Source organism: Microcoleus sp. FACHB-831 (assembly GCF_014695585.1).
Classification (GTDB): domain Bacteria; phylum Cyanobacteriota; class Cyanobacteriia; order Cyanobacteriales; family FACHB-T130; genus FACHB-831.
In genome coordinates this window covers 80,232-106,452 of sequence record NZ_JACJON010000040.1, presented here as the reverse complement: position 1 = coordinate 106,452, position 26,221 = coordinate 80,232, and the positions used below count along the sequence as shown (strand labels likewise).

Here is a 26,221-nt window from a genome sequence, read left to right as displayed (position 1 = left end):
GAATTACTTTCGTAACTCAAAACTCAACAAAAACAGGCAAAACTATTTCCCTGACCAAGCCCAGGGAGGAACAAAAAAACTATGGCACAACGACTGAAATCGATATATCAAGAGACGCTTGTCCCCAAACTGATGGAGCAGTTTAAATACACAAACATCCATCAAGTACCGAAGGTAGTGAAAGTTACGATCAACAGGGGCTTGGGTGAAGCGTCTTCTAACGCCAAAGCGCTGGAATCTTCTATAACCGAAATTGGCCGGATCGCAGGTCAAAAACCAGTAGTGACGCGAGCCAAAAAAGCGATCGCGGGTTTCAAGATCCGCCAAGGTATGCCAGTGGGCGTCATGGTAACACTGCGAAGCGATCGGATGTATGCCTTTCTCGACCGCCTAATTAGCTTGGCACTGCCTCGGATTCGTGACTTTCGCGGCGTCAGTCCGAAAAGCTTTGACGGTCACGGAAACTACAGCTTAGGCATTAGAGAGCAGCTTATTTTTCCAGAAATAGAGTACGACAGCATCGATCAAATTCGAGGCATGGATGTCTCCATCATCACAACGGCAAAGACGGACGAAGAGGGACGCGCCTTACTCAAAGAAATGGGTATGCCCTTCCGGGATAGCTGAGGCAGTAAAGTAAAGAGGGAACAATGGCGGCGAACGACACAATTGCAGATATGCTGACCCGCATTCGGAATGCAGGTTTATCGCGGCATCAAACAACAGAAGTACCGGCAACAAAAATGACCCGCAGCATTGCCCAAGTACTCAAGGAAGAAGGCTTCATTGGTGAGTTTGAAGAAGTTGGCGAAGGCGTCAAGCGAAATTTGGCGATCACCCTCAAATACAAGGGCAAGAACCGCCAACCGCTGATTAACGCCTTGAAGCGAGTTAGCAAACCCGGTTTGCGGGTTTACTCCAACCGCAAAGAATTACCCCGCGTGCTGGGAGGTATCGGAATTGCAATTATTTCTACCTCCAGTGGCATTATGACGGATCGTCAAGCGCGGCGTCAGGGTGTAGGTGGGGAAGTGCTGTGCTACATTTGGTAGTCCCGATTTTAGATTTTGGATTTTAGATTAAATCCAAAATCCAAAATCCAAAATTAGTAAGGAGTAGTGAGTAATGTCTCGTATTGGCAAGCGCCCCATTAACATCCCGGCTAAGGTAGAAGTTGCTATTGATGGGCAACAAGTTGCAATTAAAGGTCCTAAAGGTCAACTTTCCAGGATTCTACCAGCTGAGGTGACAGTAGAGCAGGAAGGCTCCACCATACTGGTGAAAGCCAAAAATGACTCCCGGCCTGCCCGCCAGCGTCACGGCTTGTCTCGCACCCTGGTATCAAACATGGTCGAAGGCGTGTCTACAGGATTTCAGCGGCGTTTGGAAATTCAAGGGGTCGGTTATAGAGCGCAGGTTCAAGGCCGCAATCTGATCTTGAATGTCGGTTACAGCCACCAGGTTCAAATTGAACCCCCCGAAGGCGTCCAGTTGGCGGTGGAAAACAACACCAACGTGATTGTCAGCGGCATTGATAAAGAAATCGTAGGGAACACAGCCGCCAAAATCCGTGCTGTCCGTCCACCGGAAGTTTACAAGGGTAAAGGTATCCGCTACGCCGGTGAAGTGGTTAGACGTAAAGCTGGTAAGGCAGGTAAGAAGTAATTATGAAGGTTAGTCGTAGAGAATCAATTCGGATTCGACATCGGCGGGTGCGCGGCAAGGTAGACGGGACAGCAGACCGTCCAAGGCTAGCAGTGTTTCGCTCGAACCAGCACATTTATGCCCAGGTTATTGACGACCAAAAGCAGCATACTTTGGCTGCTGCCTCCACTCTGGAACCAGAGGTAAAGTCGCAATTAACAACGGGAGCAAGCTGTGAAGCATCAGCCCAGGTGGGCAAGTTGATTGCACAGCGATCGCTCGAGCAAGGAATTCAAAAAGTCGTCTTTGACCGGGGCGGCAACTTATACCACGGTCGCGTAAAAGCTTTAGCGGAGGCAGCTCGAGAAGCTGGTTTAGATTTCTAATGGACGCAAATCGCACTCCTAGAGATAAAGACAAAAGCCAGGGCAAAGAGCGTCGCAAAAGCTCTGCCCGCAAAGAAAAGGAAAGCACCTTTCAAGAGCGCGTGATCCAAATACGTCGCGTCAGCAAGGTTGTTAAAGGTGGAAAAAAACTCAGCTTCCGTGCGATCGTTGTCGTTGGTAACGAACGTGGGCAGGTGGGTGTTGGAGTCGGTAAAGCTAGCGATGTTATTGGGGCAGTACGCAAAGGCGTCGCAGACGGCAAAAAGCACTTAATTGATGTTCCTTTAACTAAGTCCAATTCCATTCCCCATCCAATTAACGGTGATGGTGGAGGTGCAAAAGTAATGATGCGCCCCGCCGCACCTGGAACTGGGGTTATTGCAGGTGGAGCAGTGCGAACGGTGCTGGAATTAGCTGGTGTTCGCAATATTTTGGCCAAACAGTTGGGTTCAAATAATCCATTGAACAACGCTAGAGCTGCCGTTAATGCCCTTTCCACACTACGCACATTTGCTGATGTGGCTGAAGAACGTGGCATTTCCATCGAAAACCTATACGCTTAATGGTTAGTAGTTAGTAGTTAGTAGTTAGTAGGTAATAGGTAAAGATGGCTAATAACCAACACTAAACAACTAACAACTAACAACTAACAACTAACAAAGGAAAAAGACATGAAATTAGATAATCTTCAGCCTAAAAAAGGCTCAACAAAGCGCCGCCGCCGTGTAGGTAGGGGTATTGCAGCAGGTCAAGGTGCCAGCGCAGGTTTAGGGATGCGCGGACAAAAGTCGAGATCGGGGGCAGGTACGCGCCCTGGCTTTGAAGGGGGTCAACTTCCGCTGTATCGGCGTCTGCCCAAGTTAAAGCACTTTACTGTCATCAATCGCAAACAATACACTACGATCAACGTAGGTAAGCTGGCTTCACTCCCGGCTAATACAGATGTTACCCTAGCTTCGTTGATAAAGGCCAAAATTATTACAACAAATGATGGCCCTCTCAAGATTCTTGGTGACGGAGATCTAAATGTGAGTCTGAACGTGAAAGCAGCTGCTTTCACCGCTGGTGCTCGCAACAAGATTGAGGCAGCGGGTGGGAGCTGTGAAGTAATCGAGGAGTCTGCAAGCCAGAAGCCAGAATGAAGACAAAAGTAAGCCATAAGTCAGAATTTATCAGCAAAAAGCCAGAATTAATCTGGCTTTTGACTGAAGAGTGCTGATTAATGGCTGCTTACTAATGACTCCTTTTGTGCGAGGTATTCCTTAATGGTCGTAAGTCGAGACAAAGCCCCAACAGCTCAAGAGACTTTTATGCAGATGGCTCAAGCAGCTGGCCTTCGCGGTCGGCTGCTTGTCACCATCGGCTTGCTAATTTTGATTCGCCTTGGCATTCATATACCAGTCCCCGGAATTAACCGCGCTCAGCTAGGGCAAGATCTTCAAACTAACCAACTGGTTGGTTTTTTAGACATTTTCTCTGGAGGCGGCCTCTCCGCTGTGGGCATTTTTGCTCTGGGAATTTTGCCATATATTAATGCCTCCATCATTATCCAGCTTTTGACTGCGGCCATCCCCTCTTTGGAAAAATTGCAGAAGGATGAAGGTGAGGCAGGACGGCGAAAAATTTCTCAGATAACTCGGTATGTATCGCTGGTTTGGGCCGTAATTCAAAGTGGTGTTATTACCACTACCTTGCTACAGCGGTATGCAATAAATGGCGGAGGACCGTTATTTGTTGCTTCAACAGCGCTGGCTCTGACAGCAGGATCCATGTTTGTTATGTGGGTGTCGGAGCTGATTACAGAGCGAGGGATTGGTAACGGCGCATCCTTGTTGATTTTTCTAAATATTGTTGCTACTCTGCCCACATCTCTGGGCAAAACTATCGAACAGGCTCAGAACAGCGATCGCGAGTTCGTGGGTAGGGTAATTATCCTGCTACTGGTTTTCCTCATCATGATTGTGGGGATTGTCTTTGTGCAAGAAGGAACCAGACGAATTCCTATTGTTTCTGCACGCCGTCAGGTAGGTCGTCGTCTATATCGGGAGCGCAATAGCTATCTGCCGCTGCGGCTAAACCAAGGTGGAGTTATGCCCATTATTTTTGCATCTTCAGTCCTAGTTCTACCTAGTTTTTTAGAACAGGTTACAAAGAACAGCAAAAATGAAGTAGTAGCGAATCTCCATCAAGTTATAGTCCAGGTTTCTAGTAATTATTTGAACCCAAACGGTCAGACACCCTGGATATATGCAACGGTTTACCTAGTATTGATTGTGTTCTTCAGCTATTTCTACTCCTCGCTGATTGTTAACCCAGTCGATTTGTCGCAGAACCTGAAGAAGATGGGAGCAAGCATTCCCGGAATTCGTCCGGGTAAAGCCACTACTGACTATGTGGAGCGCGTATTGAATCGCCTGACGTTCTTGGGTGCTATATTTTTGGGTTTGGTGGCCATCATCCCAACAGCTATCGAAGGAGTCATCCGTGTAACGACATTTAGGGGTTTGGCAGCTACTTCTTTATTGATTCTGGTTGGCGTCGCAATTGATACAGCCAAACAAATTCAAACTTACGTTATCTCGCAGCGCTACGAAGGAATGGTCAAACAGTAGGCGGCGCTCAGTGGTTAGGGGTTAGTAGTTTTTGTTAGTGGGTAGTGGCGAATAACAACTAACAACTAACAACTGTAAGGGTGGCAGGCGTTGCGCGACAAATATTTAGCGGCTCATACCAAAATTTAATTGCCGCAATGCTTAGCCTTTACCCAACTAACAACTAACAAAGGACAAGCGACAAGTGACACGATTGATATTTTTGGGACCTCCAGGGGCAGGGAAAGGAACGCAAGCCAAAATACTGGCTGATGTTTGCGAAATTCCTCATATTTCCACTGGTGACATTTTACGCAATGCCAAGGCTGAAGGTACGCCTCTGGGTCTGAAAGCAAAGTCCTACATGGATCGCGGCGAGTTGGTTCCGGATGATTTGATTTTGGATTTGATACGGGAACGTCTAAATCAGCCAGATGCTAAAGCTGGGTGGATACTAGATGGCTTTCCACGTAACGTTAACCAAGCTAATTTTTTGGACAACCTGTTGCGGGAAATGAGTCAAGGCTGCGATCGCGTAGTCAACATGGAAGTAGCGGACGAAGTTCTAGTTGAGCGGATGCTGGGACGGGCGCGTAAGGAAGGAAGAGCGGATGATACGCCGGAGGTTATTAGCCACCGTTTGGAAGTATATCGTCAGCAGACTGCTCCTTTAATTGATTACTACAGCGATCGCCAAATTTTGGTATCGGTGGATGGCGATCGCTCCCTTAATGAAGTTACAACCACTCTTAAAGAGCTGATCGCTCTTTAACTACCCTTCCTTAATCTGTACGGGGTTAGTCACAGCTCTAGGTGAGATGACTAGGAGTTAAGTCTCTCACCTGCTTGGGAATAAATATTTGATAAAATATGTTAAGCCACCCCTTGATTAACATACCGTTCGTGAAGTAAAGGGTTGGGAACAGCTGAGTGAACTTCAGCAAACAAGTACTAATTGAGGAAAAGACAAATTGGCTAAACAAGATTTAATCGAAATGGAAGGCACGGTGACAGAATCGCTGCCCAACGCTATGTTTCGTGTTGATTTGGATAATGGGTTTAATGTTTTAGCCCATATTTCCGGTAAAATACGCCGGAATTACATCAAAATTCTCCCAGGCGATCGCGTCAAAGTTGAACTGACACCCTATGACTTAACCAAAGGCAGAATCACTTACCGTCTACGCAAGAAATAGGTTTAAAAAAAGCTTATCTAATTAAATTACTCAATTCCAATTTACTGACAAACACAAGCAAAAAATGATATAATACTGAGCTTGCAGTATTGCCAGGAGAGGCATGAAAGTTCGAGCATCTGTTCGTAAAATTTGTGAGAAATGCCGAGTTATTCGGCGGCGCGGACGAGTTATGGTGATTTGTGCTAACCCAAAACACAAGCAACGCCAAGGATAACTCGTTCAACCACAACACACAAGTGACTAGGGACGAAAAACTATAGACTGACCCTATTCATCCTAGAGGTGAGGGTAGACTGCAAACAATCGATTATAGACAGTTAATGGTATAAAAACCAAAGTCTAAATTGTAAAGTTTAAAGTCTAAAGTCTAAAGTCAAAAAATTTAGCATTCAACGCATAAGAGGGAGACAAAAAGCGTGGCACGGATTGCTGGGGTAGACCTTCCCCGCGAAAAGCGCGTAGAGATCGGTCTGACATACATTTATGGAATCGGGCTATCACGGTCTCAGGAAATTTTGGCGACAACAGGGGTTAATCCCGATATCAGGGTAAAAGACTTAACCGATCCTCAAGTAGCCGCCCTGCGAGAAGCGGTAGAAACCAACTATGAGGTAGAAGGAGATCTTAGGCGCTTGGAGTCAATAAACATCAAGCGCCTAGTTGACATTGGTACATATCGTGGCCGCCGTCACCGCATGGGCTTGCCCGTGCGCGGACAGAGGACGCGCACAAATGCGCGAACCAGACGTGGCAGACGCCTTACTGTTGCTGGCAAGAGAAAGGCTCCAGGGCCTAAATAACTGTGTTTCAATTGTGGATTTTGCGGAGGTCGGGATTCTCCGCCTCCGAGGATTTTAGATTTTGACTAAATTTAAAATCTAAAATCTCCAATATCCAATCGAATTGCTGCAAACCAATTATCACTACAGTCAAATAGACCGACATGGCGCGACCAACTAAGAAAACTGGTGCAAAAAAGCAAAAACGCAACGTACCCAACGGAGTAGCATTCATACAGTCTACGTTTAACAACACTATTGTCACAATTTCTGACATAAATGGTGACGTTATTTCCTGGGCATCCAGCGGCTCTAGCGGCTTTAAAGGAGCTAAGAAAGGAACGCCTTTTGCGGCTCAGACAGCCGCCGAAAGTGCTGCTCGAAGAGCTGTAGATCAGGGAATGCGGCAGGTAGAAGTAATGGTAAGTGGACCTGGAGCAGGTCGAGAAACAGCAATTCGGGCGCTGCAAGGAGCAAATCTGGAAATTACTATGATCCGCGATGTGACGCCAATTCCCCACAACGGCTGCCGTCCACCCAAGCGGCGTCGAGTCTAGGGACAATTTTACTTTCGGCTCGGCGGAAAAAAGTGTCGGTTGGAGTACGATCCCGGCGGTTAATACTGTTCGCAGCCTATGAGCTAAATCTAAAAAAGTTAGTGCGTAGGGATTGTCATCTAAATTAGGCAAATTTGCATCGAGCAACGTTGGGAAGGCGTGAAGGTGCTTTCCAGGGGTCTTATGAACAAGGGAGGTCACTCCGTGGCGCAGTTTCAGATCGAGTGTGTAGAGTCCAAGACTGAGAAGAATCAGAGTCAATATAGCAAATTTGTCCTGGAGCCTCTCGAACGCGGTCAAGGCACGACCGTGGGCAACGCGCTGAGGCGGGTTCTGCTGTCCAACCTGGAAGGGTCAGCGGTGACAGCGGTTCGCATTGCGGGGGTTAACCATGAGTTTGCCACAATAAAGGGGGTGCGAGAGGATGTTCTGGAAATTTTGCTGAACATGAAGGAAATTGTTCTCAAAAGCCATACCTCGCAACACCAAATTGGTAGGCTTCTGGTAAAAGGCCCGGCAACCGTAACAGCCGAAAGATTTGATTTGCCATCCGAAGTAGAGGTGGTTTCTCCCTCGCAATATGTGGCAACACTAGCTGAGGGAGCAACGCTGGAAATGGAGTTCCGCGTTGACAAAGGCAAAGGTTATCGAGCTGTAGAACGGGGACGCGATGAAGCCACAGCTGTGGACTTCCTCCAGATAGATGCTGTATTTATGCCAGTGCATAAGGTAAATTACAGCGTTGAAGATGCCAGAATTGATGGTTCTCTCGAAAGAGATAGGCTGATTTTGGAAATTTGGACAAATGGCAGCATTAGTCCTCAAGAGGCACTTAGTCAAGCCGCCAGCATAGTGGTGGATCTGTTTAATCCTCTCAAAGAAATCACCTTAGAGTCGATGAAAGACGACTATACAGATGATGAAGACCCCACAAGCCAGATTCCAATTGAAGAATTGCAGCTTTCGGTGAGAGCTTACAACTGTCTAAAGCGTGCCCAAATTAACACGGTAGCAGACTTGCGGGATTACACCCAAGAGGATTTGCTAGAAATTAAAAACTTTGGCCTAAAGTCTGCTGAGGAGGTAATTGAAGCCTTGCAGAAGCGGCTAGGCATAACTTTGCCACATGAAAAGGCGGCAAAACAAAGTTGAGGTAAGAGGATAATAGCGATCGCCATTTTGGTAGCCCTTATCCATCACCAATTAACCATTAACCATTACCCATTAACCGATCATTATGCGTCACCGTTGTCGCGTCCCACAACTTGGATTACCAGCCGACCAGCGCAAAGCGCTACTTAGGACGCTGGCTACTGAACTGATTCGTCACGGTCGGATCACCACCACTCAAACGCGAGCAAAAGCGCTGAGGCCAGAAGTCGAAAAGATAATTACCCTAGCTAAAGACGGCACGTTGTCAGCGCGTCGCCAAGCCCTGGGCTATATCTACGACAAGGATCTCGTTCACGCTCTATTTGAGCAGGTCGCTTCTCGCTACGGAGATCGCCAGGGCGGATATACCCGCATTTCCCGAACCATCCGCCGTCGGGGAGACAATGCCGAAATGGCTATCATCGAGCTGGTCTGAGGTCATCATTGCTGGTCATAGCCCCAGAGTCAAAAGTCAATAGCAATGGACAACGCTAAGGACGCAGACAAACAGCGAGTTGCCCTGGTAATTCAATACCTGGGCACTCATTTTCATGGCTGGCAGCGGCAAACCAACGGACGAAGCGTACAGGAGGAAATAGAAAAAGTCCTCTCTAGCGTGCAGGAGCGAGCGGTAAATCTAATAGGAGCCGGTCGAACCGATACCGGAGTTCATGCGGCAGCGCAAGTCGCACACTTTGACGCCACAGGTTCCATACCAGCTGACAAGTGGGCGGCAGTTCTAAACAATCACCTGCCCAAAGATATTCTGATTCGAGCGAGTGCCCCCGTACCCCCAAACTGGCACGCTCGCTTCTCAGCTTCCTTTAGGCGTTATCGCTATACGATATACACCGACCATCGGCCTAACTTGTTCGTAAAGCCCTTCAGTTGGCATTATTATTATGCACCGCTTGATGAATCGAAAATCCAAGCGGCTCTGAACCCAATGATGGGAAAGCACCATTTCGCTGCCTTTCACAGGTCTAACTCAGGAAGATCTCATTCATGGGTAGACGTGCAGGCAGCAGAATGTAACCGAACAGGTCAGTTTATTCAGATCGAAATTCAGGCCAACGGATTTTTATACGGTATGGTGAGGCTGCTGGTGGGTTTGCTGGTGCAAGTAGGCAAGGGAGAGCGATCGCCCGAAGACTTCACCGAAATCTGGGTAAACCAGCGGCGACATGAAGTAAAATATGCTGCCCCCGCCAAAGGTCTGTGCCTGCTGCGCGTTGGCTACCCAGAAATGCCGTTCGACCGCGAAGTTTGGTTTGACACCCAGCCCAAGTTTGTCCTCAGTCATTAATCATTACTCATTGGCCTTTTGACCAATGAGTAATGATTAATAACTAGCTCAAAACTCAGACGCGATTCAGCGCGTCTCTACAACACTCATAAATCTTATGAACAAAACTCCTCTTCCCACTAAAGATACCCTAGACCAAACTTGGTACATCATCGATGCTGCCGACCACCGATTGGGACGTTTGGCCAGCGCGATCGCCATGATTTTGAGGGGAAAAAACAAACCAACCTACACCCCCCACATGGATACGGGCGACTTCGTAATCGTCATTAACGCCGAGAAAGTCCAAGTCACTGGCAAAAAACGCACGCAGAAGGTCTACTTCCGCCATTCCGGACGCCCTGGTGGTATGAAGACAGAAAGTTTTGCCAAGCTGCAAGCTCGTCTGCCAGAGAGAATTATTGAACACGCCGTCAAGGGGATGCTGCCAAAAAATTCCCTCGGAAAACAGTTGTTCACCAAGCTCAAAGTTTATGAGGGGCCAGACCATCCCCACGACGCGCAAAAACCCCAAGAACTAAAAATTAATACCCTTCCAGGAGAACAGAACTAATGCAAGCACTAGAACAACAGAGCGGACAAGCAATGTACTGGGGCACAGGACGCCGCAAAGCTTCCATTGCACGAGTGCGCCTAGTTCCCGGTACTGGACAGTTGATTGTCAACGACAGACCTGGAGACAATTACTTCAACTACAATGCCAGCTATATCTCAACAGCGAAAGCCCCGCTAGAAACGCTGGGACTCGAAACTGAGTATGACATTCTGGTGAAGGCTCACGGCGGTGGATTGACAGGACAATCTGACTCAATACGTCTGGGAGTAGCTAGAGCGCTGTGCCAGCTAGATCCAGAAAACCGCAAGCCTTTGAAAATAGAAGGCTATCTAACCCGCGATCCGCGAGCTAAAGAGCGCAAGAAATACGGCTTGCACAAAGCCCGCAAAGCGCCTCAGTACTCTAAGCGTTAAGCTAGTAGGTAGTGGGAACTGGGCACTGGGACACAGACAAGACGCCTGTTCAACAGACTGGGGAATAAATCTTCCCCATTACCAATTACCCATTACCAATTACCCTATTAACCGTTAATCCAAACAGAGGAAAAAAATGGCTAAACCTGATATTCACCCCAAGTGGTATCCAGAAGCGAAGGTGTTCTGTAACGGCAAAGAAGTGATGACCGTTGGCTCGACTAAACCAGAACTGCACGTTGATGTATGGTCTGGTAATCACCCCTTCTACACCGGAACTCAAAAAATCATTGACACAGAAGGCCGAGTTGAGCGCTTCATGCGGAAATACGGCATGCTCTCAGAAGATCAATCCCAAACAGAGGATTCAGGGAAAAAACAGAAAAAATAGCGGGGTTGCTTGCTTTATTACAAACACCCAGCCGATGCTGGGTTGAAAGTTTTAATGCTTTGCAACGCAAGCTGTTTTTAAGGAGCGATCGCACTCGTCATGGCTGAAACTTACCTGCTGGAGAAACTAAAATCTGTCGAGCAAACCTTTAATGAATTAACTCGCCGACTGGCCGATCCCGATGTCGCCAGAGATCCCAACGAGTATCAACGGGTAGCCAGGTCGCGCTCTTCACTAGAGGAAGTGGTCAACACCTACGATACCTGGAAAACCACTCAGCAAGACTTGCTGGGAGCAAAACAGGTAGTTAAAGAATCGGCAAGCGAGCCAGAGTTCCAACAAATGGCAGCTCTGGAAGTCGAAGAACTAGAAGCAAAGCTAGAAGAGTTGGAAAAGCGCCTCAAAGTATTGCTATTGCCCCGCGACCCAAATGATGACAAGAACATCATGTTGGAAATCCGCGCTGGTACTGGCGGTGATGAAGCGAGTATCTGGGCTGGCGACTTAGTGCGGATGTACTCGCGCTATGCTGAAACCCAAAACTGGAAGGTCAAGCTAGTAAGCGAGTCTCTAGCCGAGATGGGCGGCTTCAAAGAAGCGATTCTGGAGATTCAGGGCGACCAAGTTTACAGCAAACTGAAGTTTGAAGCGGGCGTCCATCGGGTGCAGCGCGTGCCTGTCACCGAGGCTGGGGGACGAGTTCACACCTCAACTGCTACTGTCGCCGTAATGCCAGAGGTGGACGATGTGGAAATCCATATCGACCCGAAGGATATTGAAATGACTACGGCTCGGTCTGGCGGTGCGGGTGGGCAAAACGTCAACAAGGTGGAAACAGCTGTTGACCTGATGCACAAGCCTACGGGGATTAGGATTTTCTGTACCGAAGAGCGATCGCAGTTGCAAAACAAAGAACGGGCGATGCAGATCCTGCGTGCCAAGCTTTATGAGATCAAGCTGCGCGAACAACAGGAAGCTGTTACGTCGATGCGGCGCAGTCAGGTGGGCACGGGATCGCGCTCGGAGAAAATCCGCACTTATAATTACAAAGACAGTCGGGCGACGGATCACCGCTTGGGTCAGAATTTTTCGCTGAACCCGGTTTTAGAAGGTGATATCGATGAAATTATTCAGTCTTGTATTTCTCAAGACCAGCAGGAACGTCTGGCAGAGTTGGCTGCTTCAACTTCTAGCTAATTATCTACAGCGCGATCGCTTTTCTAAAGATGTGTCTAGTTCCCTGTCAAGGAACTAGGCACATTTTTGTTTAAACAAAACTTATACAATTACCTGCACTTAAAGGCAAAAAGCTCTATTTCGTACTGTGCGAAATATTGCCCAAACGGTGTTTTAAATGTCAAGAATGTTAAAGATTAAAAGCAATAAAGCAGAGGCGCGATCGCATTTTTATCCTACTATTTTACTGTTATCAGAGCGTCACAATGGCTGCCTTTATTGTTGCTCCTCTTAAGTAGCTAATAGGCGATAAATTAGTTGTTGTGGCTGCTGATGACTTCTATATTTTCATCTAAAATGCATCCTAATTGGATGCATTTCAAAAATATACTTTCAAAGTAGATATTGCCTAGACTCACAACGCTTGCTTTGAAACTTAAGAAAAGAAAACAGGGTCAAACTATGTTTATAAGTTGCCGAACAATAGTCGCAAGGACATAGCAGCAATGTTAGTTTAAGAGATCTAAAAAATACGAGGTTCTATCAAGAAGCCTTTCAGGATGCTGAACTCAAGGCAAAATTAGAAGCAGTAGCGCGATTTTTGGCGTTGGGATTGATTGTCCAGCAAGTCGCAACTGCACTAGGGTTGAGCGTAGAGGAAGTGACGCAGGCGGCGCAACAGCAGCAAGAAAGCTAATCGGGTGGGGGAGTAGGGGGAGAGGCGCGATCGCGAAGCGCTGCTCGCACCTTTGAATATTTTATCTGTCTCCAAGGGGTTGTCAGTCAGTAACTTATAGTTAAAATTTGTTACGATAAAATCGACACCTGCGATCGCCTGACCTATTCATCCCCTGCTTTGGAGACTACTTGATGCTGCGACTAGAACATATCAGTAAAATTTACCCGACTGGCGAAATCCTTAAGGATGTGAACTGGGAAGTCAAACCAGGCGATCGCATTGGCTTAGTCGGCGTCAACGGTGCTGGAAAATCCACTCAACTAAAAATTATTGCTGGCGAGATGGAACCCACGACGGGAGAAGTCATCCGTCCAGCTAGCTTACACATAGCTTACCTCACCCAAGAATTTGAAGTAGACCCCACCCGGACGGTACGGGAAGAATTTTGGACAGTCTTCAAAGAAGCCAACCAAGCGATGAAGTCTCAGTCGCAGGTGCAGCGAGATATGCAAACCGCCACCCCAGAGGAACTAGACAAACTTATCCATAAATTGGATAAGTATATGCGTCAGTTTGAAGCACTTGATGGCTACAACTTAGAGACAAAAATAGAGAAAATGTTGCCAGAGATGGGGTTTGAGCCAGAAGATGGCGATCGCCTTGTTAGCGCCTTCAGTGGCGGTTGGCAAATGCGGATGAGTTTGGGCAAAATTCTGCTACAAAAACCAGACTTATTGCTGCTGGACGAACCTACAAACCACCTAGATTTAGAAACGATTGAGTGGTTAGAAACTTACCTCAAAGGATTAAAAACCCCGATGGTAATAGTTTCCCACGATAGAGAATTTCTCGACCGTCTCTGCACGCAAATTGTAGAAACAGAACGGGGAGTTTCTACTACTTATTTAGGCAATTACTCGGCTTATCTGCAACAAAAAGAAGAGAATCAAGCAGCGCAGTTAAGTGCTTACGAACGCCAGCAAAAAGAGCTGGAAAAACAGCAAGTATTTGTTGACCGTTTCCGCGCCAGTGCTACCCGCAGCACCCAGGCAAAGAGCCGGGAAAAACAACTAGAAAAAATTGAGCGCATCGAAGCGCCAGTGGCGGGAGTAAGAACCCTGCACTTCCGCTTTCCCCCCGCGCCGCGCAGCGGACGAGAGGTGGTGGAAATTAAAAAAATGTCGCATTTTTATGACGACAAAATTCTATTTTTAGACGCGGAACTGTTAATTGAACGGGGCGATCGCATCGCATTTCTCGGCCCCAATGGTGCTGGCAAATCTACCCTATTGCGTCTAATTACGGGTATGGAAAAGCCAACGGAAGGGATAGTTAAATTAGGCGATCACAACGTCCTTCCCGGTTACTTCGAGCAGAATCAAGCGGAAGCCTTGGAACTGACAAAAACAGTTATGGAAACTATCCATGACGAAGTGCCAGAGTGGAAAAATGAAGAAGTCCGCACCCTCTTAGGACGATTTTTGTTTAGCGGCGACACCGTATTCAAAAAAGTTGAAGCTCTCAGCGGTGGTGAAAAAGCTCGTCTGGCATTAGCAAAAATGCTGTTGACTCCAGTCAATTTAATGATATTGGATGAGCCTACCAACCACTTGGATATTCCAGCTAAAGAAATGCTGGAAGAGGCGATACAAAACTATGACGGTACGGTAATTTTAGTATCGCACGACCGTTATTTTATCTCCAAAGTCGCTAACAAAATTGTCGAGATTCGCGATGGAGAATTTCGCCTGTATCGGGGAGATTACCATTACTATCTTGACAAAATTGCTGAAGAGAAAGAGCAGGCAAGATTAGCAGCTTTAGAAGCTGAGAAAGCTGCTAAAAAAGCTGCTAAAGCTGCCAAAGCTTCTGCAAAACGCAAATAAACGAGATAGGTTTAACCAAAGTAGAGACGTTACATCTAACGTCTCTACTTATGGTAAAAGTTGGCGATCGCGTGTTTTATAGTGACAAACCTAGAATCGCGCACAGTGCTTTTGCCAACTCTTCTAGGTAGACATCATCCAAATGACCGATCGCTTTAATAATTCTGGATTTGTCTACAACTCAAAGCTGTTCGCAAAGTAACACCGAATCCGCAGTTAAACCCCCAATTCCTGCTGGAACAAACACATGAGAGGGTAAAATAACACGACGAATTTTGGTTGTAAACGGTGCAATTATCGTGTGAGGACTAACGGCATTAGCGCGATCGATTTGTATAATTACCACAGGTCTTATTCCTGCCTGCTCTGTACCTCTCACTGGGTTAAGATCGCATAAAACCACATCTCCCCGCCCAATTGTCACCACTGGATTTCTCCTCGCGCTAGACGTTCTTCATACTCTTGTAAATTCGGCAAATATTCGCAGAAGTCTGATTCAGCAACTTCCATTACTTCGCTTCTCATCAACAGGAGTTCTACGAAGTCATTCACCTCCTGAACAAGCGGTTCGGGCAGTTGGCGAATTTTGGCGATTGTTTCATCATGCACGCTCATTAATTTTCACCTTTAGATTGCTTTATACAAGCCTCGATTAGTTCGTTAATTCCGCTGACGGGCAAAATAGGAGTACCCAGTTTATCGGCGAGTTCTTCAACCTTCATATCGTCGAGAAACAGAGTATCGCCGTGCTTTAGCATGACAGATGGAAGAAGGATGCGATCGCCTAATTCTTTCCCCTGCAACCCGCCAAGCAAATCCTCACCCGTTAACAACCCAGTAACAGTAATTGTCTGTCCCCAATATTGGCTGCACAAAGCAACCATATTTACTTCCAATCCTTGCACTTGATTAAGCTGTTGCAAGATGGGTTGAAACGCTTTTTCAACAGCATTTCCCACTACCCATGTTAACTTTCTGGGTGGAGAAACTTCTTGCGGTAGCAGTTGTTGTGCAGCTTCTTGAAATTGCTTCAAAAATTGCCGAATCGAACCGACGCCGTTACCAATTTGGGGATAGTCTTCATAATGGGATTCTGGGGGTAATTCCTCCCCAGCAATCAGAAACCATTCATCCGCCAACCAAACGCAAGTAGACTTCAGTTTTTGACGAAATTGTGCCTGTAACGCTTGCACTTGCTTTATCACTTCAGCAGCTTTTTCCCGGCTTACTGGGCTTAGTTCATCTTGATTTGGGCGAAACCGAGTCAAACCAACTGGAACTACTGCCACAGAAGCTACAGCAGGCACTTCACCTTTGTGAAATTTAGCTAAATCTAACAGCGTTCTTTCTAAGTGTTCCCCATCATTAATTCCGGGACAAACAACAACTTGAGCGTGAATTTGCAACCGCCGCTTTTGGAACCACTTGAGTTGGTCTAAAATTTGACCAGCGCGTTGATTTTTAAGCAGGCGAATTCGCACATCTGGCTCAGTTGCATGCACGGAAACGTAGAGTGGAGATAGCCGCATTTGTTCAATGCGTTCCCATTCGCGTTGGGTGAGGTTTGTCAGGGTAAGATAAGAGCCATAGAGGAAGCTGAGGCGATAATCGTCGTCTTTGAGATAAAGAGTTTCTCGCTTACCTGGTGGTTGTTGGTCGATGAAACAGAAGGGACAGCGGTTGTTACACTGAATTAAGCCATCAAATAGGGCTGTTTCAAATTCTAATCCCAAGTCTTCGTCGTAGTCTTTTTCTATTTCAAGGGAGTGGGTTTTACCTTTGGCGTCGATAACTTCTAACTCTAGAATTTCATCAGCGCACAGAAACTTATAATCTATCAAATCGCGGGGACGCTGGCTGTTGATAGAAACAATGCGATCGCCCGCTTCAAACCCGATTTCTTCGGCAATGGAATCTGGGAGAACTTTGGTAATTAAGGCAGGATGGATAGAAGACTCGCTCATAACAATAGCAAAAGTAGTTAGTTTTATAGCGTATAAGAATTTGAGCGGGCGATCGCGTTTTTGGATATCGCGCTCGCTTTGGGCTTTTAACCTTGACGAGACTCCAACCAAACAGTCAGATCCGCCGCTTCTGAGAAATCCAACAGCGCCTCACCCAAATGCTCAAGCTGCGCTGTGGATAGTTCTCGAATTTGCTCTTGCACTTCTGGTTCAACCGTACCTATCCGGCGCGGAAGTAGGCGGAAAAAAATGGCTAATGCTTCTGCTTGCTTCTCTTATTCGAGGATTTGTTGGTAAATAACAGATTCCCCTATAATTCCTCCTGTGCAAAGTTGGCGAATCAATTTTTTCTTAAACCTTAAACCAGCGAGTATTTGAGTAGAGTTAGAAATCTGCTCACGCTGCAATGGTAAAGCCATTGCGGATTGTAGCTGTGTCTGCTCGCTCATGTTTGGTTAGCTGCGAGTTGTCGAATAGGTCGAGTTGCGATTCTTCTGGTTCCGGTTGATTGTTCAGCAGCCAATCTAGCAAACTCATTACCCTGTCTCCCAAAAGACTCTAATACTAGACCCAATCTTGTTTGTATTGTGCCTAGCCTCCAATAGCTGCACAATCAGCCAAAGCTCCTAGCTAGCACTCAAGGGCGCAGAGGATGTTCGTCATCGGAGACAAGAAAAACTCTGCCACTAATGGTTGATTTCGGTCGCACGGTATCTGAGTTAGTGTACTTTCTACCGTTGAACCGTGAGATGTAATAACGAGTAACTTTTGCAGCGCGATCGCGATAAGGCTGGATTAAATCGTTCCAACCAGATGTTCTTTGTGGCGTAACAATGATTCTGCCAAAGCTGAGGACTTCATACACTACTGAACGGTAGTCTTTTCCATCTGAACTGAAAATCAGGGTAGGGCAACCTCCTGTTCCGCAGACAGCAAACGATCTGACAGAAACTATTGCTTCTGGATTGCCATCGCCGTTTAAATCAACTTTGTTGTAAGAGTACCGTAGCGGATACGAGGTATTACTCGCATCTTTCCTGTACTCGGTTTGGAGGATTGCTCGTTCAAGTTTGCGATCGGGAGAGGTTTCTCCACGCACGTACTGAATTCTACTCAGATTAATTCCCGGTGCTGGGGGGAGGCGATCAATTTTCTGAGCTACAGCAGAAAAGGTTATCAGTAGAATGGTTGCTAAACTTGCAGCGATCGCTAGTAATCTCATTCGTGACTTTTTCCTTATCAGCTGCGAAATGTACGAATCTTTTTCACTACTGGATTGTTAGGGTTAGTAAGGTCTAGCCTATAAATCGTAGTAGGTACGTTCGAGCCATTACCATCTCGCACCGTAAAATAGAAATTAGCATTTTTACTCGGAGCTTTCTTAATATCAGAAATAAACTGATATTTAAAAACATTTAAAGGTCGTGTTTCCCTAAAATTTTGTTTAGAAATATTTAATACTACTGCACCACCCTGGTATTGAGTGGCAAAAAACCAATATTTTTGACGATTTACTCTAAACTCAGACCTGTAGATAACATTTCCAGCTTCTTGTGTTTGTGCCACTAGCAATACTGTCTGTAGGTCAGGATTAGCTAGGGTTTTAAATTTTAATTGTGTTGCGTTGGCTTTATTGCTAAAAAAAGCTGTTCCAGTAATGGCGAAAAATGCAGCTAAGGAATATTTCCATAAGTAGCGTTTAAGGTTAGCATTATATGATTTTTGGGTTTTTACTATTGAATCAGTAGCTAAGAATAGCATTTCTGACCGTTGTTGTACTATTTTCATAAATTGACAGAGTATTGAACGGGGGAAGTTAACGAAAGGGCGATCGCCTATGTATAGAGGATATTCTACGTTATTCTAAATGCGTGAATTACTTGCTAGTGCTTAATTGGAAATACCTTAATATCACTTTGCCAACACTGCCACTTTCCTACCATTTTCCGCTACAACTGTTAATGGAAGTAAATCTTGACGCTCTCGCCTTGAAAAGTTAATTATTTGGGCACCGCGACTTGTAGGCTTAACTACCATAACATAGCGGTTTGCCAACCATTTGATACTTATTACTCTGTAATTTAACACCCAGACTCTAGCTAATTTTCCAGAGTTAAGGGCGGTGATGGCATTATCGCACGTCGAGGGACGAGAAGGATTTTGAGGTGTCCAAAACCCAGAAAGATGCGTAATATCAAAAGTACCGCTTCCCCCAGGATAACTCGTAAATGAAAAAATATTATGCGTCCAATAATCCCCCCCTAGTTCTCCAATAACCTCTAGAGAATATCGCCCTCTTCCCATGTTCTGGAGGTGTCTTCTTTGTTCTGTTGCTGTTGGGCGCACCCAAGTTTTAGACTCGCCACAAATCTCAAAGGGTATTTCTCTGGAAGATAAATCGCTGCCGCCAGTGCGGATTAAACCACCTGGTTTCGCCGATGTGGAACCAGCTGCTATCTGCCATCGTTGATTTTCTCTGCGGCTAATAACTTCTCCAACACCCGTGAAATTAATTGTTACTTTAGTTTCCGGTATCGTTATCTTTGCTTGTCCTTGACCTAACTCGACTTTTACATCTAAATATCTAGCCGAGCGGTTGAATAAAGGCGAATCAGGATTACCTGGAATATAATTATCTATTAAAATTTTAGGATTCCCACCTAAAGATGTAATGCTAACCGTTCTATTTCCCTTGATACCATCTATCTTGTAAGTGTAGTCTCCATTTGCACTGACAACTACTTCATCAGGAGCTTGCATTCCAGGCTGTCTAAAACGCACTGAAGTAGGTTTATTGGAAGAATCAACTCCAATTGATCCTTCATGTTTGGGGTTATAGGCGTCACATTTTATAAATTTATTGCTTTTACCATTGCAATCATTATGTTCCTTGCTATCGTCAAGGTCTAGGAAGCTATCCTTTGAACCTGGTTGTTTAAATGGATGTTCGGAGATAAGTTTGATAAAAGTCTCCACAACCCGCCCATGCTCATCACTAAGACCACCAAATTCCATCTGGAATGACTCATGCGCCCAGCTAGCAAATTCTTGATTTCCAGCAACGCTTCGCGACCCTACAAATGCTCTAGAAAACCGAGATACATCACGGAACTTTTTAGGTGAGTCTACAGCTTCGGGATGAAGTACCCTTGGTTTTTTACCTTCTGCTGCTGTGTAGGCTGGTGTCCTGCCGTCTACATCATATCCCCCAATGTTGGCAAATATATCGACATTCAGTTCTGATGGCGGATCAAGTGCAATTATTCTGTTGACACGTACCCCCTCATTGCTTACTCTATTTCCCTTTGGATCTAGTCCCAGATAAACGGCACCGATTTCAGCAGCAAGCATTGAGCCAAGGCTATGACCAACTAAATTGAGGTTTTCGCTTGCTTCCTTGTTGTCAATTCCCCTCTTTCTCAGTTCTTGGACTGCCACTTCAGCTACGGGTCTAATCCAGCTTGTAGCATAATAGTTACCCAGGTTCACATTGAGAACAGGAATGTTAGTTTCACCTTCATTTTTTGCTGCCTGTCCCCAGTCAAGAATTAAAACTCTGTCTTCTGGTTTTTGCTTGGCGATTTCTTTTGCTAAACGCACCGTCTTACCATCTTCAGAGTCGTTTCTCCAACCGTGAATTATCAGCCATGTTTGTCTTGGCCTTGACCGCTGTAGTCGCCCATCAAAGCTAACATCTTTAAAGAAGATACAGCGCGTTCCAGGATCTACGTTTGGATTAAGCTTGCCAGCATAGGATGGTGATTGACCACCAGGCGCGTTTACTGTCACTGGTATGCGATCTTTAGGACATTTCCTAGCGTTTTGCGCTACCAGTGATGGAGATTGTGAGGTTGCTTCTTTTAGGAGTGATGATTTGTGATTTGGCGCTCGTCTTGCATCAGCCTTCGTGCTGTATACCGTTGCTCCCAGTACCAGTAAAGCAGCTGTCAACTTGAATGATCTCATCCTCTTGTCTCCCAGACGACTTAATAACCACCCTACACCAAAGGATAACCCCCAGACATTAGCAATTTATCGTAAGTTGTCTGAGAGTAATTGCGTCGCGAGCAAGTACCTTGTGTCAAGCTTCTTTGACAAAGGGTTTAGGCAACAGCCCAGATTGTAAACACGGTTCTTATAAATTCAACATGGCTCATGGAAACTGCACGTTCGCTTCGTCAGTTAACTTTGAGGATGAGTTTAGAATTTAGCCAGAGGGCGCAGACAAGTTGAGTAATTTTGCTTTATAAAGCATTAGCGGGTTAAAGACAAACTTTACTGTGTCAAGTCAATCAACCAAGGTAAAATTTACCATGAATAAAAAATTGTTGTTTTGTTCAAGTGGTACGCTGGTTGCAGCAGCACAATTTTTTTACCCGCAAAGGACACAAGCAACCAGAGTTGGATCTAGGTAATTTGGGAGAAAAATGATGAAAAAGACAATTATTTCAACACTTGTAACTGCCACAGTCTTATCTCAGTTGATGCTTTCAGGTCAAGCATCTCAAAATACTATTTCCAAAGATAAATCAGCGAGTGCCAAAATGCTTAACCAACCTGTGGTTGGGGTCATTAAGGGTGATGTTGAATCAGGATGTGGCTGCTCTTTGCAATCCCCTGCCGACCATCGTAAACGTTCTAGCCGCCGGGTTTTTGTATCGGGTTCATTATATGAGGGTGGATTGATGAATATCGACGGTAGAGACACTAAATTAAAATTTGTAAGTGAAAAACGGAATAAAAAAGGAGACACAGTTAGTATTACCTATAGTGCTAATGGCATCAGGGTGCGTGTTGATTATGTTCTAGCAGAAACTGGATATGAATCAGCACTTTACAATGCTACCATTACAGTTAGCAGTGGTGGACGTAATAAAATTGTACGAGTGAAAGGGTATTGTGGCTGTTGACAACTTAATAAAGCTACCTTGAGTTTTTATAAATTAGGAGAGAGTTGATGCAAGCGCGATCGCTACTTAGCCTTGTGGAAATCTCGGCAGTTTTGGTTTTAAATTCTCCGGTTTCTATTGCTCAATAAATATTCTCTTATAATGAAATTTGCTCATCAGTGCCCACCATCTAAACATAATTGTAGGGTGGGCAGTGCCCACCCTACGAACCTACGAACCACGATCGATTACTAAGAATTTTTCAACGCCCCAGCAGCTACTGCTGCTAAAATAGCCGCCCCAAAAGCTAACCTATACCAGACAAAAACCCACGTACTTTTCTTTTGCAGATACCCCAGCAACCACGCGATCGATAAATAAGAAAACACAAACGCCGATAACGTCCCCACAAACACTAGGGTTAGATCGACTTTGCCTAACGCCTCTTGAAAAAATTCATAAATAGTGGCGATCGCTAAGGCTGGAATACCCAACAAAAAGGAAAACCTCGCTGCTGCTTGCCTTTCCAATCCAATAAATAAACCCGCCGTCATAGTAGAACCAGAACGAGAAGCGCCAGGAACTAACGCGATCGCCTGTCCCAATCCCATCAAAATCCCATCCATAATCTGCAAGCTCTTAAAATCCCGCTTGCGGCTGCCAAACTTCTCGGCTGCTCCTAGCAAAAGTGCCATCACAATTGCAACAACAGCAATAGTAGTCATGCTGTTAATACTCGATTTATCGTCGTTTAGCGCCTTTTTGAGGATAAAGCCGCCCGCCAGGATCGGTATAGTTCCTATTGCTATCCCTACGATTATTTTCCATTCATCGCGCCCCCAGTCTTTTTGACGAATTGCCTCCACGCCTCCCGTCAAAATTTGAGCTATATCTTTCCAGAAGTAAATTACAACTGCGACGATACTACCGAATTGAATTGTCGCCACAAACGGCTTCCCCGCTACAGCATCCCAGCCAAAGGCTTTGCTGAAGACCTGGAGGTGTGCAGTACTGCTGATAGGCAAAAATTCTGTTAACCCTTGCACTATCCCCAGAATGAATGCCTGAACAATCCCCTGCAATAAATTAACTTCATTTCCTGGAGTCACATCCCCCAGTAAGGGTTGTCCCCAACTGGGGAACACCACTGACAGCCCTGGATTTACTACCTGCCATCCGCTGCTAGCAGCTTCTAAATACATTGTCGCCATTAACCAGACTCCACAAATGCCTACGTTATATCACCAAAACCATCAACCTTTACTTACCGCGATCGCTCCTCATCGGGATTGGCGATTTTGGATTTTGGATTTTGCCCAGGCGGAGTTTCTCCGCAGCGATGATTTTGGATTGGAGAAGGTTTTCCTCTCTCCCTGGGGAGACGCTATAAATCGGCGTCTCTAATAACATTCCCCGATCTTCAACTCTCTTCACCAATAACCATTAATTGCGATCGCATTTTTAAGATAGGATTAAGAATATGCCCCCCCCTGGGATATATGTTGTGTTATCTTGAGTAATGTAAACTTAAGTAAATAATATTAAATACATTGGTTAACAATACCTGGTCATCCTTCACATCTTCTGCCGCCCCTGAGTATCCAGCCGAGGATTGTAAAGATTTTTTAACATCTGCTAATTGGAAAAAAGGGATAAGTCAAGCTTGGTGGGTGTTTGCCGCAGCTTCTTTTTTAGTTTCAGTGCCAGTATTTGTGCAAGCGCCCCTAGTGCGGCTAATGCCGATGGTAAGCCTAGTGATGACAGCAGGCTGGGTGTGGCTGGGTGTAACTCTAATGCAGCGTCCTAAAACCCAAGTATGGGGAGATTTGCTGCTGGGGTTCAGCTGGAGTTGGTTGGCAGGTTCAATTTATTGGGGTTGGCTGAGGTGGGAACCCACAATCCACCTGCCCATAGAAGCAATTGGTCTACCCTTTGCCCTGTGGTGCGTGTGGCGTGGTTGGGGACTGGTTGGCAATTTGTTTTATTTAGGTTCCTTGTTTGGAACGGTGGTAACGGACTTATACTTTTACATAGTCGATCTGATTCCGCACTGGCGAAGCTTGATGCAAGTTGACCCAGCACTGGCAACACCGATTTTTCAAAGTGCGATCGCGATCGTTAATAGCCCCTGGGGTATAAGCTGGTCTTTCGTTCTGGTAGCCATACTCTTAGTTGTTGGTCTTTCAGCCTTGCGATCGCGAACCCTGCATTGGTGGGCATTTGGTGGAGCAGTGTTGAGTACAATTTTGGTAGACAGCTTGTTTTGGCTGGCGGCATCTATGGCCTAAATGCGGCTAATAGCTAATAGCTTTAAGGGGTGTAGGTGAGCGGCAGAGTCTAGGATTTATTAAATCCTGATAACATCCACTCAACATACCCGTAGTAATAGTAATATTGCTAGTTACGCTTCCCGCAATCTTGTGTATTTGCCACAATAAATTGAAAACTTAACACTTCGCAACGAGTCGTCGTTGCTCCTCGCCCCCGTGACTGTGCGACCCACTCCATATCTGCTCCTTAAAACAGAGTCCGGTAATCGCTATCTGCCATTGGTGGGTAGTAACTGCTGGACAGTTGGCCGCAGCGACGATAACAATTTTGTGTTGTCGGATCGATGGATTTCGCGCAACCACGCCATGTTGCAGTCAACTGAGACGAGCGAGTTTTATCTAATTGACTTGGGGAGCCGCAATGGTTCTTTTGTCAATGGCCGCAGAGTAAGCATTCCTGTAACTTTACGCACTGGCGATCGCCTCACTTTTGGCCAGACAGAACTAGAGTTCCATTGCCCATCGGTAAAACGTGACAATCAAACCAACATGGGGTTGGTAGACAAAGAGACCATCACCTCAACATTGCACGTCAGGCGTCTAATCTCAGTAATGGTCGTAGACATCCGCGACTTTACCGTACTGACCAGGCAAATTGATGAAAAGATTCTCTCAGCCGCCATCGGTACTTGGTTCCGTCAAGCCGGGAATATCATCCGAGACTATGGCAGTTGGGTCGATAAATACATCGGCGACGCAGTAATGGCCATCTGGTTTCACGGTGCCAAAGGCGTCACCAATGAAGAGATGATGCAAATTTTACAGGCAGTGAGCGACCTGTATAAAATGACCGTAGATTTGAGCAATAAGTATCCATTGCCTTTCCCCATGCGAATCGGCGCTGGGATCAATACAGGTTATGCAATGGTAGGCAACACAGGTTCGGGCGATCGCCCTGACTACACTGCCATCGGCGATACAGTTAATGCAGCCTTTCGTTTGGAATCAGCCACCAAGCAGCTTGGTCTAGATGTCGCCTTGGGAGAAACAACCTATACCTATCTGTTACAGTTGGGCGCAAACGAGAAGGGATTTGAGCAATATACGGTCAATTTAAAGGGATACGAGGTGCCAACCTTGACCTATGCTGGCTCTTTTGTAGATTTGGATAATTTTTTGCTCAACAATATAACTCGGTAATTGGTATTTGAGCATAGGGCATTGAAAGTCCGGAGTCCGGAGTCCGGAGTCCGGAGTCTGGAGTCCAGAGTCTGGAGTTCCCTATTCCCTATTCCCCATTCATTAGCTTGACGCCAAAAACTTCTGCAAAAGCTGTAGCAACAACAGCGCGTACCTCATCGAGGTCAATTCCTGGAATAAATTGCGCCAGACTACCGACTGGTTTATCTGCAATGCCGCAAGGAACAATGCGCTCAAAGCCGCCCAGATCGGGACAAACATTTAAAGCAAAGCCGTGCATGGTAATCCAGCGGCTGACTTTGATACCAATAGCGGCGACTTTTTTCCCCTCCAGCCAGACGCCAGTCATACCAGGAACGCGATCGCCCTTTAGCCCATAGACAGCAAGACTGCGAATCAACACCTCTTCAAGCTTTCGCAGATACCAGTGCAAATCTTGCTGGTAATACCGCAAATTTAGAATCGGGTAGCCTACAAGCTGACCTGGACAATGGTAAGTCACCTCCCCCCCTCGTTCGACTCGGTAGACATCCCAGTTAGTTGCGGCTGGGTCAAATTTGAGAAAATCCAGAGTTGCTCTAGTACCCAACGTATAGACGGGGGGATGTTCTAGCAAAATCAAGACATCATTCAGATTTTGATCGTTGACGCGGCTACTTTGAAGCGATCGCTGCCATGCCAAGGCTTCTTCATAGCGCATTAGCCCCCGGTTGTACAACCAGCATTCCCTTAACGGCGAGCCAACATCCCCAGCAGAACATTCATCTCTACTTAAAATCATGACAAAAATCAACAGTGATTCGACTTAAATTCCAACAAAAATCAACTATATGCGATCAAGAAATGTCAAGTGATGCAAAGGATTCTGAAGAGAACCCAAAAGGGGATGTTCTATAGAATACAAAGTGCTAGTCTGAAGTTATAACCTTAAAAGTTGAAAAAGGAAGCCTCTTCACAACAACCCAATAGCTTGGCTGGGTATCTCCCAACCGCCGATCTGCATGCACATTGGGTTGAACAGCACAGAAAAGAGACAACAACACCATTCGTTGCTTTGCCCGCCCCATCTAGGGACAAGCCCCCTGGTTGAGCAGTCTGCAAGCTAGGACATGGAAAAACGTGTGACTATACCCAAAGACTTGATTTGTCTAAAAGTTTTACCTCCGTTATTGGTTTATTAACA

The 26,221-nt window shown here is 46.0% G+C and carries 33 protein-coding genes and 1 pseudogene; 24 read left to right on the top strand and 10 right to left on the bottom strand.

Translation table 11 applies throughout. The features are described from left to right. Positions 1–81: 81 nt before the first annotated feature. From rplE to H6F77_RS10575, 20 genes are all read left to right on the top strand, one after another. Positions 82–627: a 50S ribosomal protein L5 gene (rplE, locus tag H6F77_RS10670; protein ID WP_190488161.1), complete on the top strand. Its 546-nt coding sequence runs from the start codon at positions 82–84 to the stop codon at positions 625–627. A gap of 23 nt (positions 628–650) precedes the next feature. After that, positions 651–1,052 (top strand): 30S ribosomal protein S8, encoded by a 402-nt coding sequence (gene rpsH / locus H6F77_RS10665; RefSeq protein WP_190488160.1) that lies wholly within the window; start codon positions 651–653, stop codon positions 1,050–1,052. Positions 1,053–1,125: 73 nt separating this feature from the next. Further along, entirely contained in the window at positions 1,126–1,665 is a 540-nt protein-coding gene (gene rplF / locus H6F77_RS10660) for a 50S ribosomal protein L6 (protein WP_190488158.1), read from the top strand. Between the two features lie 2 nt (positions 1,666–1,667). Next, a complete protein-coding gene (rplR, locus tag H6F77_RS10655; RefSeq protein WP_190488156.1) occupies positions 1,668–2,030 on the top strand; it encodes a 50S ribosomal protein L18 in 363 nt (120 codons plus the stop codon). Continuing rightward, positions 2,030–2,593: a 30S ribosomal protein S5 gene (gene rpsE, locus H6F77_RS10650; RefSeq protein WP_190488154.1), complete on the top strand. Its 564-nt coding sequence runs from the start codon at positions 2,030–2,032 to the stop codon at positions 2,591–2,593. The genes rplR and rpsE overlap by 1 nt, the downstream gene beginning before the upstream one ends. 108 nt (positions 2,594–2,701) lie before the next feature. Next, positions 2,702–3,172, top strand: a complete 471-nt coding sequence (rplO, locus tag H6F77_RS10645) for a 50S ribosomal protein L15 (RefSeq protein ID WP_190488152.1) — start codon at positions 2,702–2,704, stop codon at positions 3,170–3,172. Positions 3,173–3,295: 123 nt separating this feature from the next. Beyond that, the gene (gene secY / locus H6F77_RS10640; protein ID WP_190488150.1) at positions 3,296–4,642 is read left to right on the top strand and encodes a preprotein translocase subunit SecY; all 1,347 of its coding nucleotides are present in this window, start codon (positions 3,296–3,298) and stop codon (positions 4,640–4,642) included. A gap of 184 nt (positions 4,643–4,826) precedes the next feature. Then, positions 4,827–5,393 carry an adenylate kinase gene (locus H6F77_RS10635; protein WP_190488148.1) on the top strand — a complete coding sequence of 189 codons (567 nt, stop codon included), beginning with the start codon at positions 4,827–4,829 and terminating at the stop codon, positions 5,391–5,393. Positions 5,394–5,592: 199 nt separating this feature from the next. After that, positions 5,593–5,817, top strand: coding sequence for a translation initiation factor IF-1 (gene infA, locus H6F77_RS10630; RefSeq protein WP_008191178.1), 225 nt, complete (start codon positions 5,593–5,595; stop codon positions 5,815–5,817). A gap of 103 nt (positions 5,818–5,920) precedes the next feature. Then, positions 5,921–6,034 (top strand): 50S ribosomal protein L36, encoded by a 114-nt coding sequence (rpmJ, locus tag H6F77_RS10625; protein ID WP_190488146.1) that lies wholly within the window; start codon positions 5,921–5,923, stop codon positions 6,032–6,034. Positions 6,035–6,236: 202 nt separating this feature from the next. Next, complete coding sequence (rpsM, locus tag H6F77_RS10620) at positions 6,237–6,620, top strand: 30S ribosomal protein S13 (protein ID WP_190488143.1); 384 nt, start codon at positions 6,237–6,239, stop codon at positions 6,618–6,620. A gap of 143 nt (positions 6,621–6,763) precedes the next feature. After that, complete coding sequence (gene rpsK / locus H6F77_RS10615) at positions 6,764–7,156, top strand: 30S ribosomal protein S11 (protein WP_190488141.1); 393 nt, start codon at positions 6,764–6,766, stop codon at positions 7,154–7,156. Positions 7,157–7,360: 204 nt separating this feature from the next. After that, a complete protein-coding gene (locus tag H6F77_RS10610) occupies positions 7,361–8,308 on the top strand; it encodes a DNA-directed RNA polymerase subunit alpha (RefSeq protein WP_309228830.1) in 948 nt (315 codons plus the stop codon). An 85-nt stretch (positions 8,309–8,393) separates the two neighbouring features. Continuing rightward, entirely contained in the window at positions 8,394–8,744 is a 351-nt protein-coding gene (gene rplQ / locus H6F77_RS10605; protein WP_190488137.1) for a 50S ribosomal protein L17, read from the top strand. Between the two features lie 45 nt (positions 8,745–8,789). Then, a complete protein-coding gene (truA, locus tag H6F77_RS10600) occupies positions 8,790–9,614 on the top strand; it encodes a tRNA pseudouridine(38-40) synthase TruA (protein WP_190488135.1) in 825 nt (274 codons plus the stop codon). 97 nt (positions 9,615–9,711) lie between these two features. Further along, entirely contained in the window at positions 9,712–10,167 is a 456-nt protein-coding gene (gene rplM / locus H6F77_RS10595; RefSeq protein WP_190488133.1) for a 50S ribosomal protein L13, read from the top strand. After that, positions 10,167–10,583, top strand: a complete 417-nt coding sequence (rpsI, locus tag H6F77_RS10590) for a 30S ribosomal protein S9 (protein ID WP_190488131.1) — start codon at positions 10,167–10,169, stop codon at positions 10,581–10,583. Before rplM ends, rpsI begins: the two co-directional genes overlap by 1 nt. 136 nt (positions 10,584–10,719) lie before the next feature. Next, on the top strand, positions 10,720–10,974 hold the full coding sequence (rpmE, locus tag H6F77_RS10585; RefSeq protein WP_190488129.1) for a 50S ribosomal protein L31: 255 nt from the start codon (positions 10,720–10,722) through the stop codon (positions 10,972–10,974). A 99-nt stretch (positions 10,975–11,073) separates the two neighbouring features. Continuing rightward, positions 11,074–12,171, top strand: a complete 1,098-nt coding sequence (gene prfA, locus H6F77_RS10580) for a peptide chain release factor 1 (RefSeq protein ID WP_190488127.1) — start codon at positions 11,074–11,076, stop codon at positions 12,169–12,171. Positions 12,172–13,020: 849 nt separating this feature from the next. Then, positions 13,021–14,715 (top strand): ABC-F family ATP-binding cassette domain-containing protein, encoded by a 1,695-nt coding sequence (locus H6F77_RS10575; RefSeq protein ID WP_190488125.1) that lies wholly within the window; start codon positions 13,021–13,023, stop codon positions 14,713–14,715. A 181-nt stretch (positions 14,716–14,896) separates the two neighbouring features. Here the strand turns inward: H6F77_RS10575 and H6F77_RS27850 are convergent, their stop codons facing one another. The 8 genes and pseudogenes from H6F77_RS27850 to H6F77_RS10535 all read right to left on the bottom strand — a co-directional run bounded on the left by H6F77_RS27850 (position 14,897) and on the right by H6F77_RS10535 (position 20,645). Beyond that, positions 14,897–15,142, bottom strand: a complete 246-nt coding sequence (locus H6F77_RS27850) for a type II toxin-antitoxin system PemK/MazF family toxin (RefSeq protein WP_309228829.1) — start codon at positions 15,140–15,142, stop codon at positions 14,897–14,899. Further along, positions 15,136–15,330, bottom strand: coding sequence for a hypothetical protein (locus tag H6F77_RS10565; protein ID WP_190488123.1), 195 nt, complete (start codon positions 15,328–15,330; stop codon positions 15,136–15,138). The genes H6F77_RS27850 and H6F77_RS10565 overlap by 7 nt, the downstream gene beginning before the upstream one ends. Then, on the bottom strand, positions 15,330–16,679 hold the full coding sequence (locus H6F77_RS10560; protein ID WP_190488121.1) for a TIGR03279 family radical SAM protein: 1,350 nt from the start codon (positions 16,677–16,679) through the stop codon (positions 15,330–15,332). The genes H6F77_RS10565 and H6F77_RS10560 overlap by 1 nt, the downstream gene beginning before the upstream one ends. Positions 16,680–16,765: 86 nt before the next feature. After that, positions 16,766–16,939 (bottom strand): annotated as a pseudogene (locus H6F77_RS10555) (DUF4351 domain-containing protein); the annotation flags it as partial. 136 nt (positions 16,940–17,075) lie between these two features. Then, entirely contained in the window at positions 17,076–17,216 is a 141-nt protein-coding gene (locus H6F77_RS10550) for a hypothetical protein (protein WP_190488119.1), read from the bottom strand. 100 nt (positions 17,217–17,316) lie between these two features. Next, positions 17,317–17,901: a COG3650 family protein gene (locus H6F77_RS10545; RefSeq protein ID WP_190488117.1), complete on the bottom strand. Its 585-nt coding sequence runs from the start codon at positions 17,899–17,901 to the stop codon at positions 17,317–17,319. A 17-nt stretch (positions 17,902–17,918) separates the two neighbouring features. After that, a complete protein-coding gene (locus H6F77_RS10540) occupies positions 17,919–18,467 on the bottom strand; it encodes a hypothetical protein (protein ID WP_190488115.1) in 549 nt (182 codons plus the stop codon). Positions 18,468–18,590: 123 nt separating this feature from the next. Continuing rightward, positions 18,591–20,645, bottom strand: coding sequence for an alpha/beta hydrolase family protein (locus tag H6F77_RS10535; RefSeq protein WP_190488113.1), 2,055 nt, complete (start codon positions 20,643–20,645; stop codon positions 18,591–18,593). Positions 20,646–21,106: 461 nt separating this feature from the next. Here H6F77_RS10535 and H6F77_RS10530 point away from each other — a divergent pair, with 461 nt between their 5' ends. Then, entirely contained in the window at positions 21,107–21,589 is a 483-nt protein-coding gene (locus H6F77_RS10530) for a hypothetical protein (RefSeq protein ID WP_206753454.1), read from the top strand. Between the two features lie 230 nt (positions 21,590–21,819). Here H6F77_RS10530 and H6F77_RS10525 read toward each other — a convergent pair whose 3' ends face one another. After that, a complete protein-coding gene (locus H6F77_RS10525) occupies positions 21,820–22,779 on the bottom strand; it encodes an undecaprenyl-diphosphate phosphatase (RefSeq protein ID WP_190488108.1) in 960 nt (319 codons plus the stop codon). A gap of 16 nt (positions 22,780–22,795) precedes the next feature. On the opposite strand from H6F77_RS10525, the gene H6F77_RS10520 reads away from it, so the two are divergent. From H6F77_RS10520 to H6F77_RS10510, 3 genes are all read left to right on the top strand, one after another. Continuing rightward, entirely contained in the window at positions 22,796–22,972 is a 177-nt protein-coding gene (locus H6F77_RS10520; RefSeq protein WP_190488106.1) for a hypothetical protein, read from the top strand. A 146-nt stretch (positions 22,973–23,118) separates the two neighbouring features. Then, positions 23,119–23,856, top strand: a complete 738-nt coding sequence (locus H6F77_RS10515) for a DUF3120 domain-containing protein (protein ID WP_190488104.1) — start codon at positions 23,119–23,121, stop codon at positions 23,854–23,856. Positions 23,857–24,054: 198 nt separating this feature from the next. Further along, positions 24,055–25,038: an adenylate/guanylate cyclase domain-containing protein gene (locus H6F77_RS10510; RefSeq protein WP_190488102.1), complete on the top strand. Its 984-nt coding sequence runs from the start codon at positions 24,055–24,057 to the stop codon at positions 25,036–25,038. Positions 25,039–25,126: 88 nt separating this feature from the next. On the opposite strand, the gene lipB is transcribed toward H6F77_RS10510, so the two are convergent. Beyond that, the gene (lipB, locus tag H6F77_RS10505) at positions 25,127–25,819 is read right to left on the bottom strand and encodes a lipoyl(octanoyl) transferase LipB (protein WP_190488100.1); all 693 of its coding nucleotides are present in this window, start codon (positions 25,817–25,819) and stop codon (positions 25,127–25,129) included. Positions 25,820–26,221 lie beyond the last annotated feature (402 nt).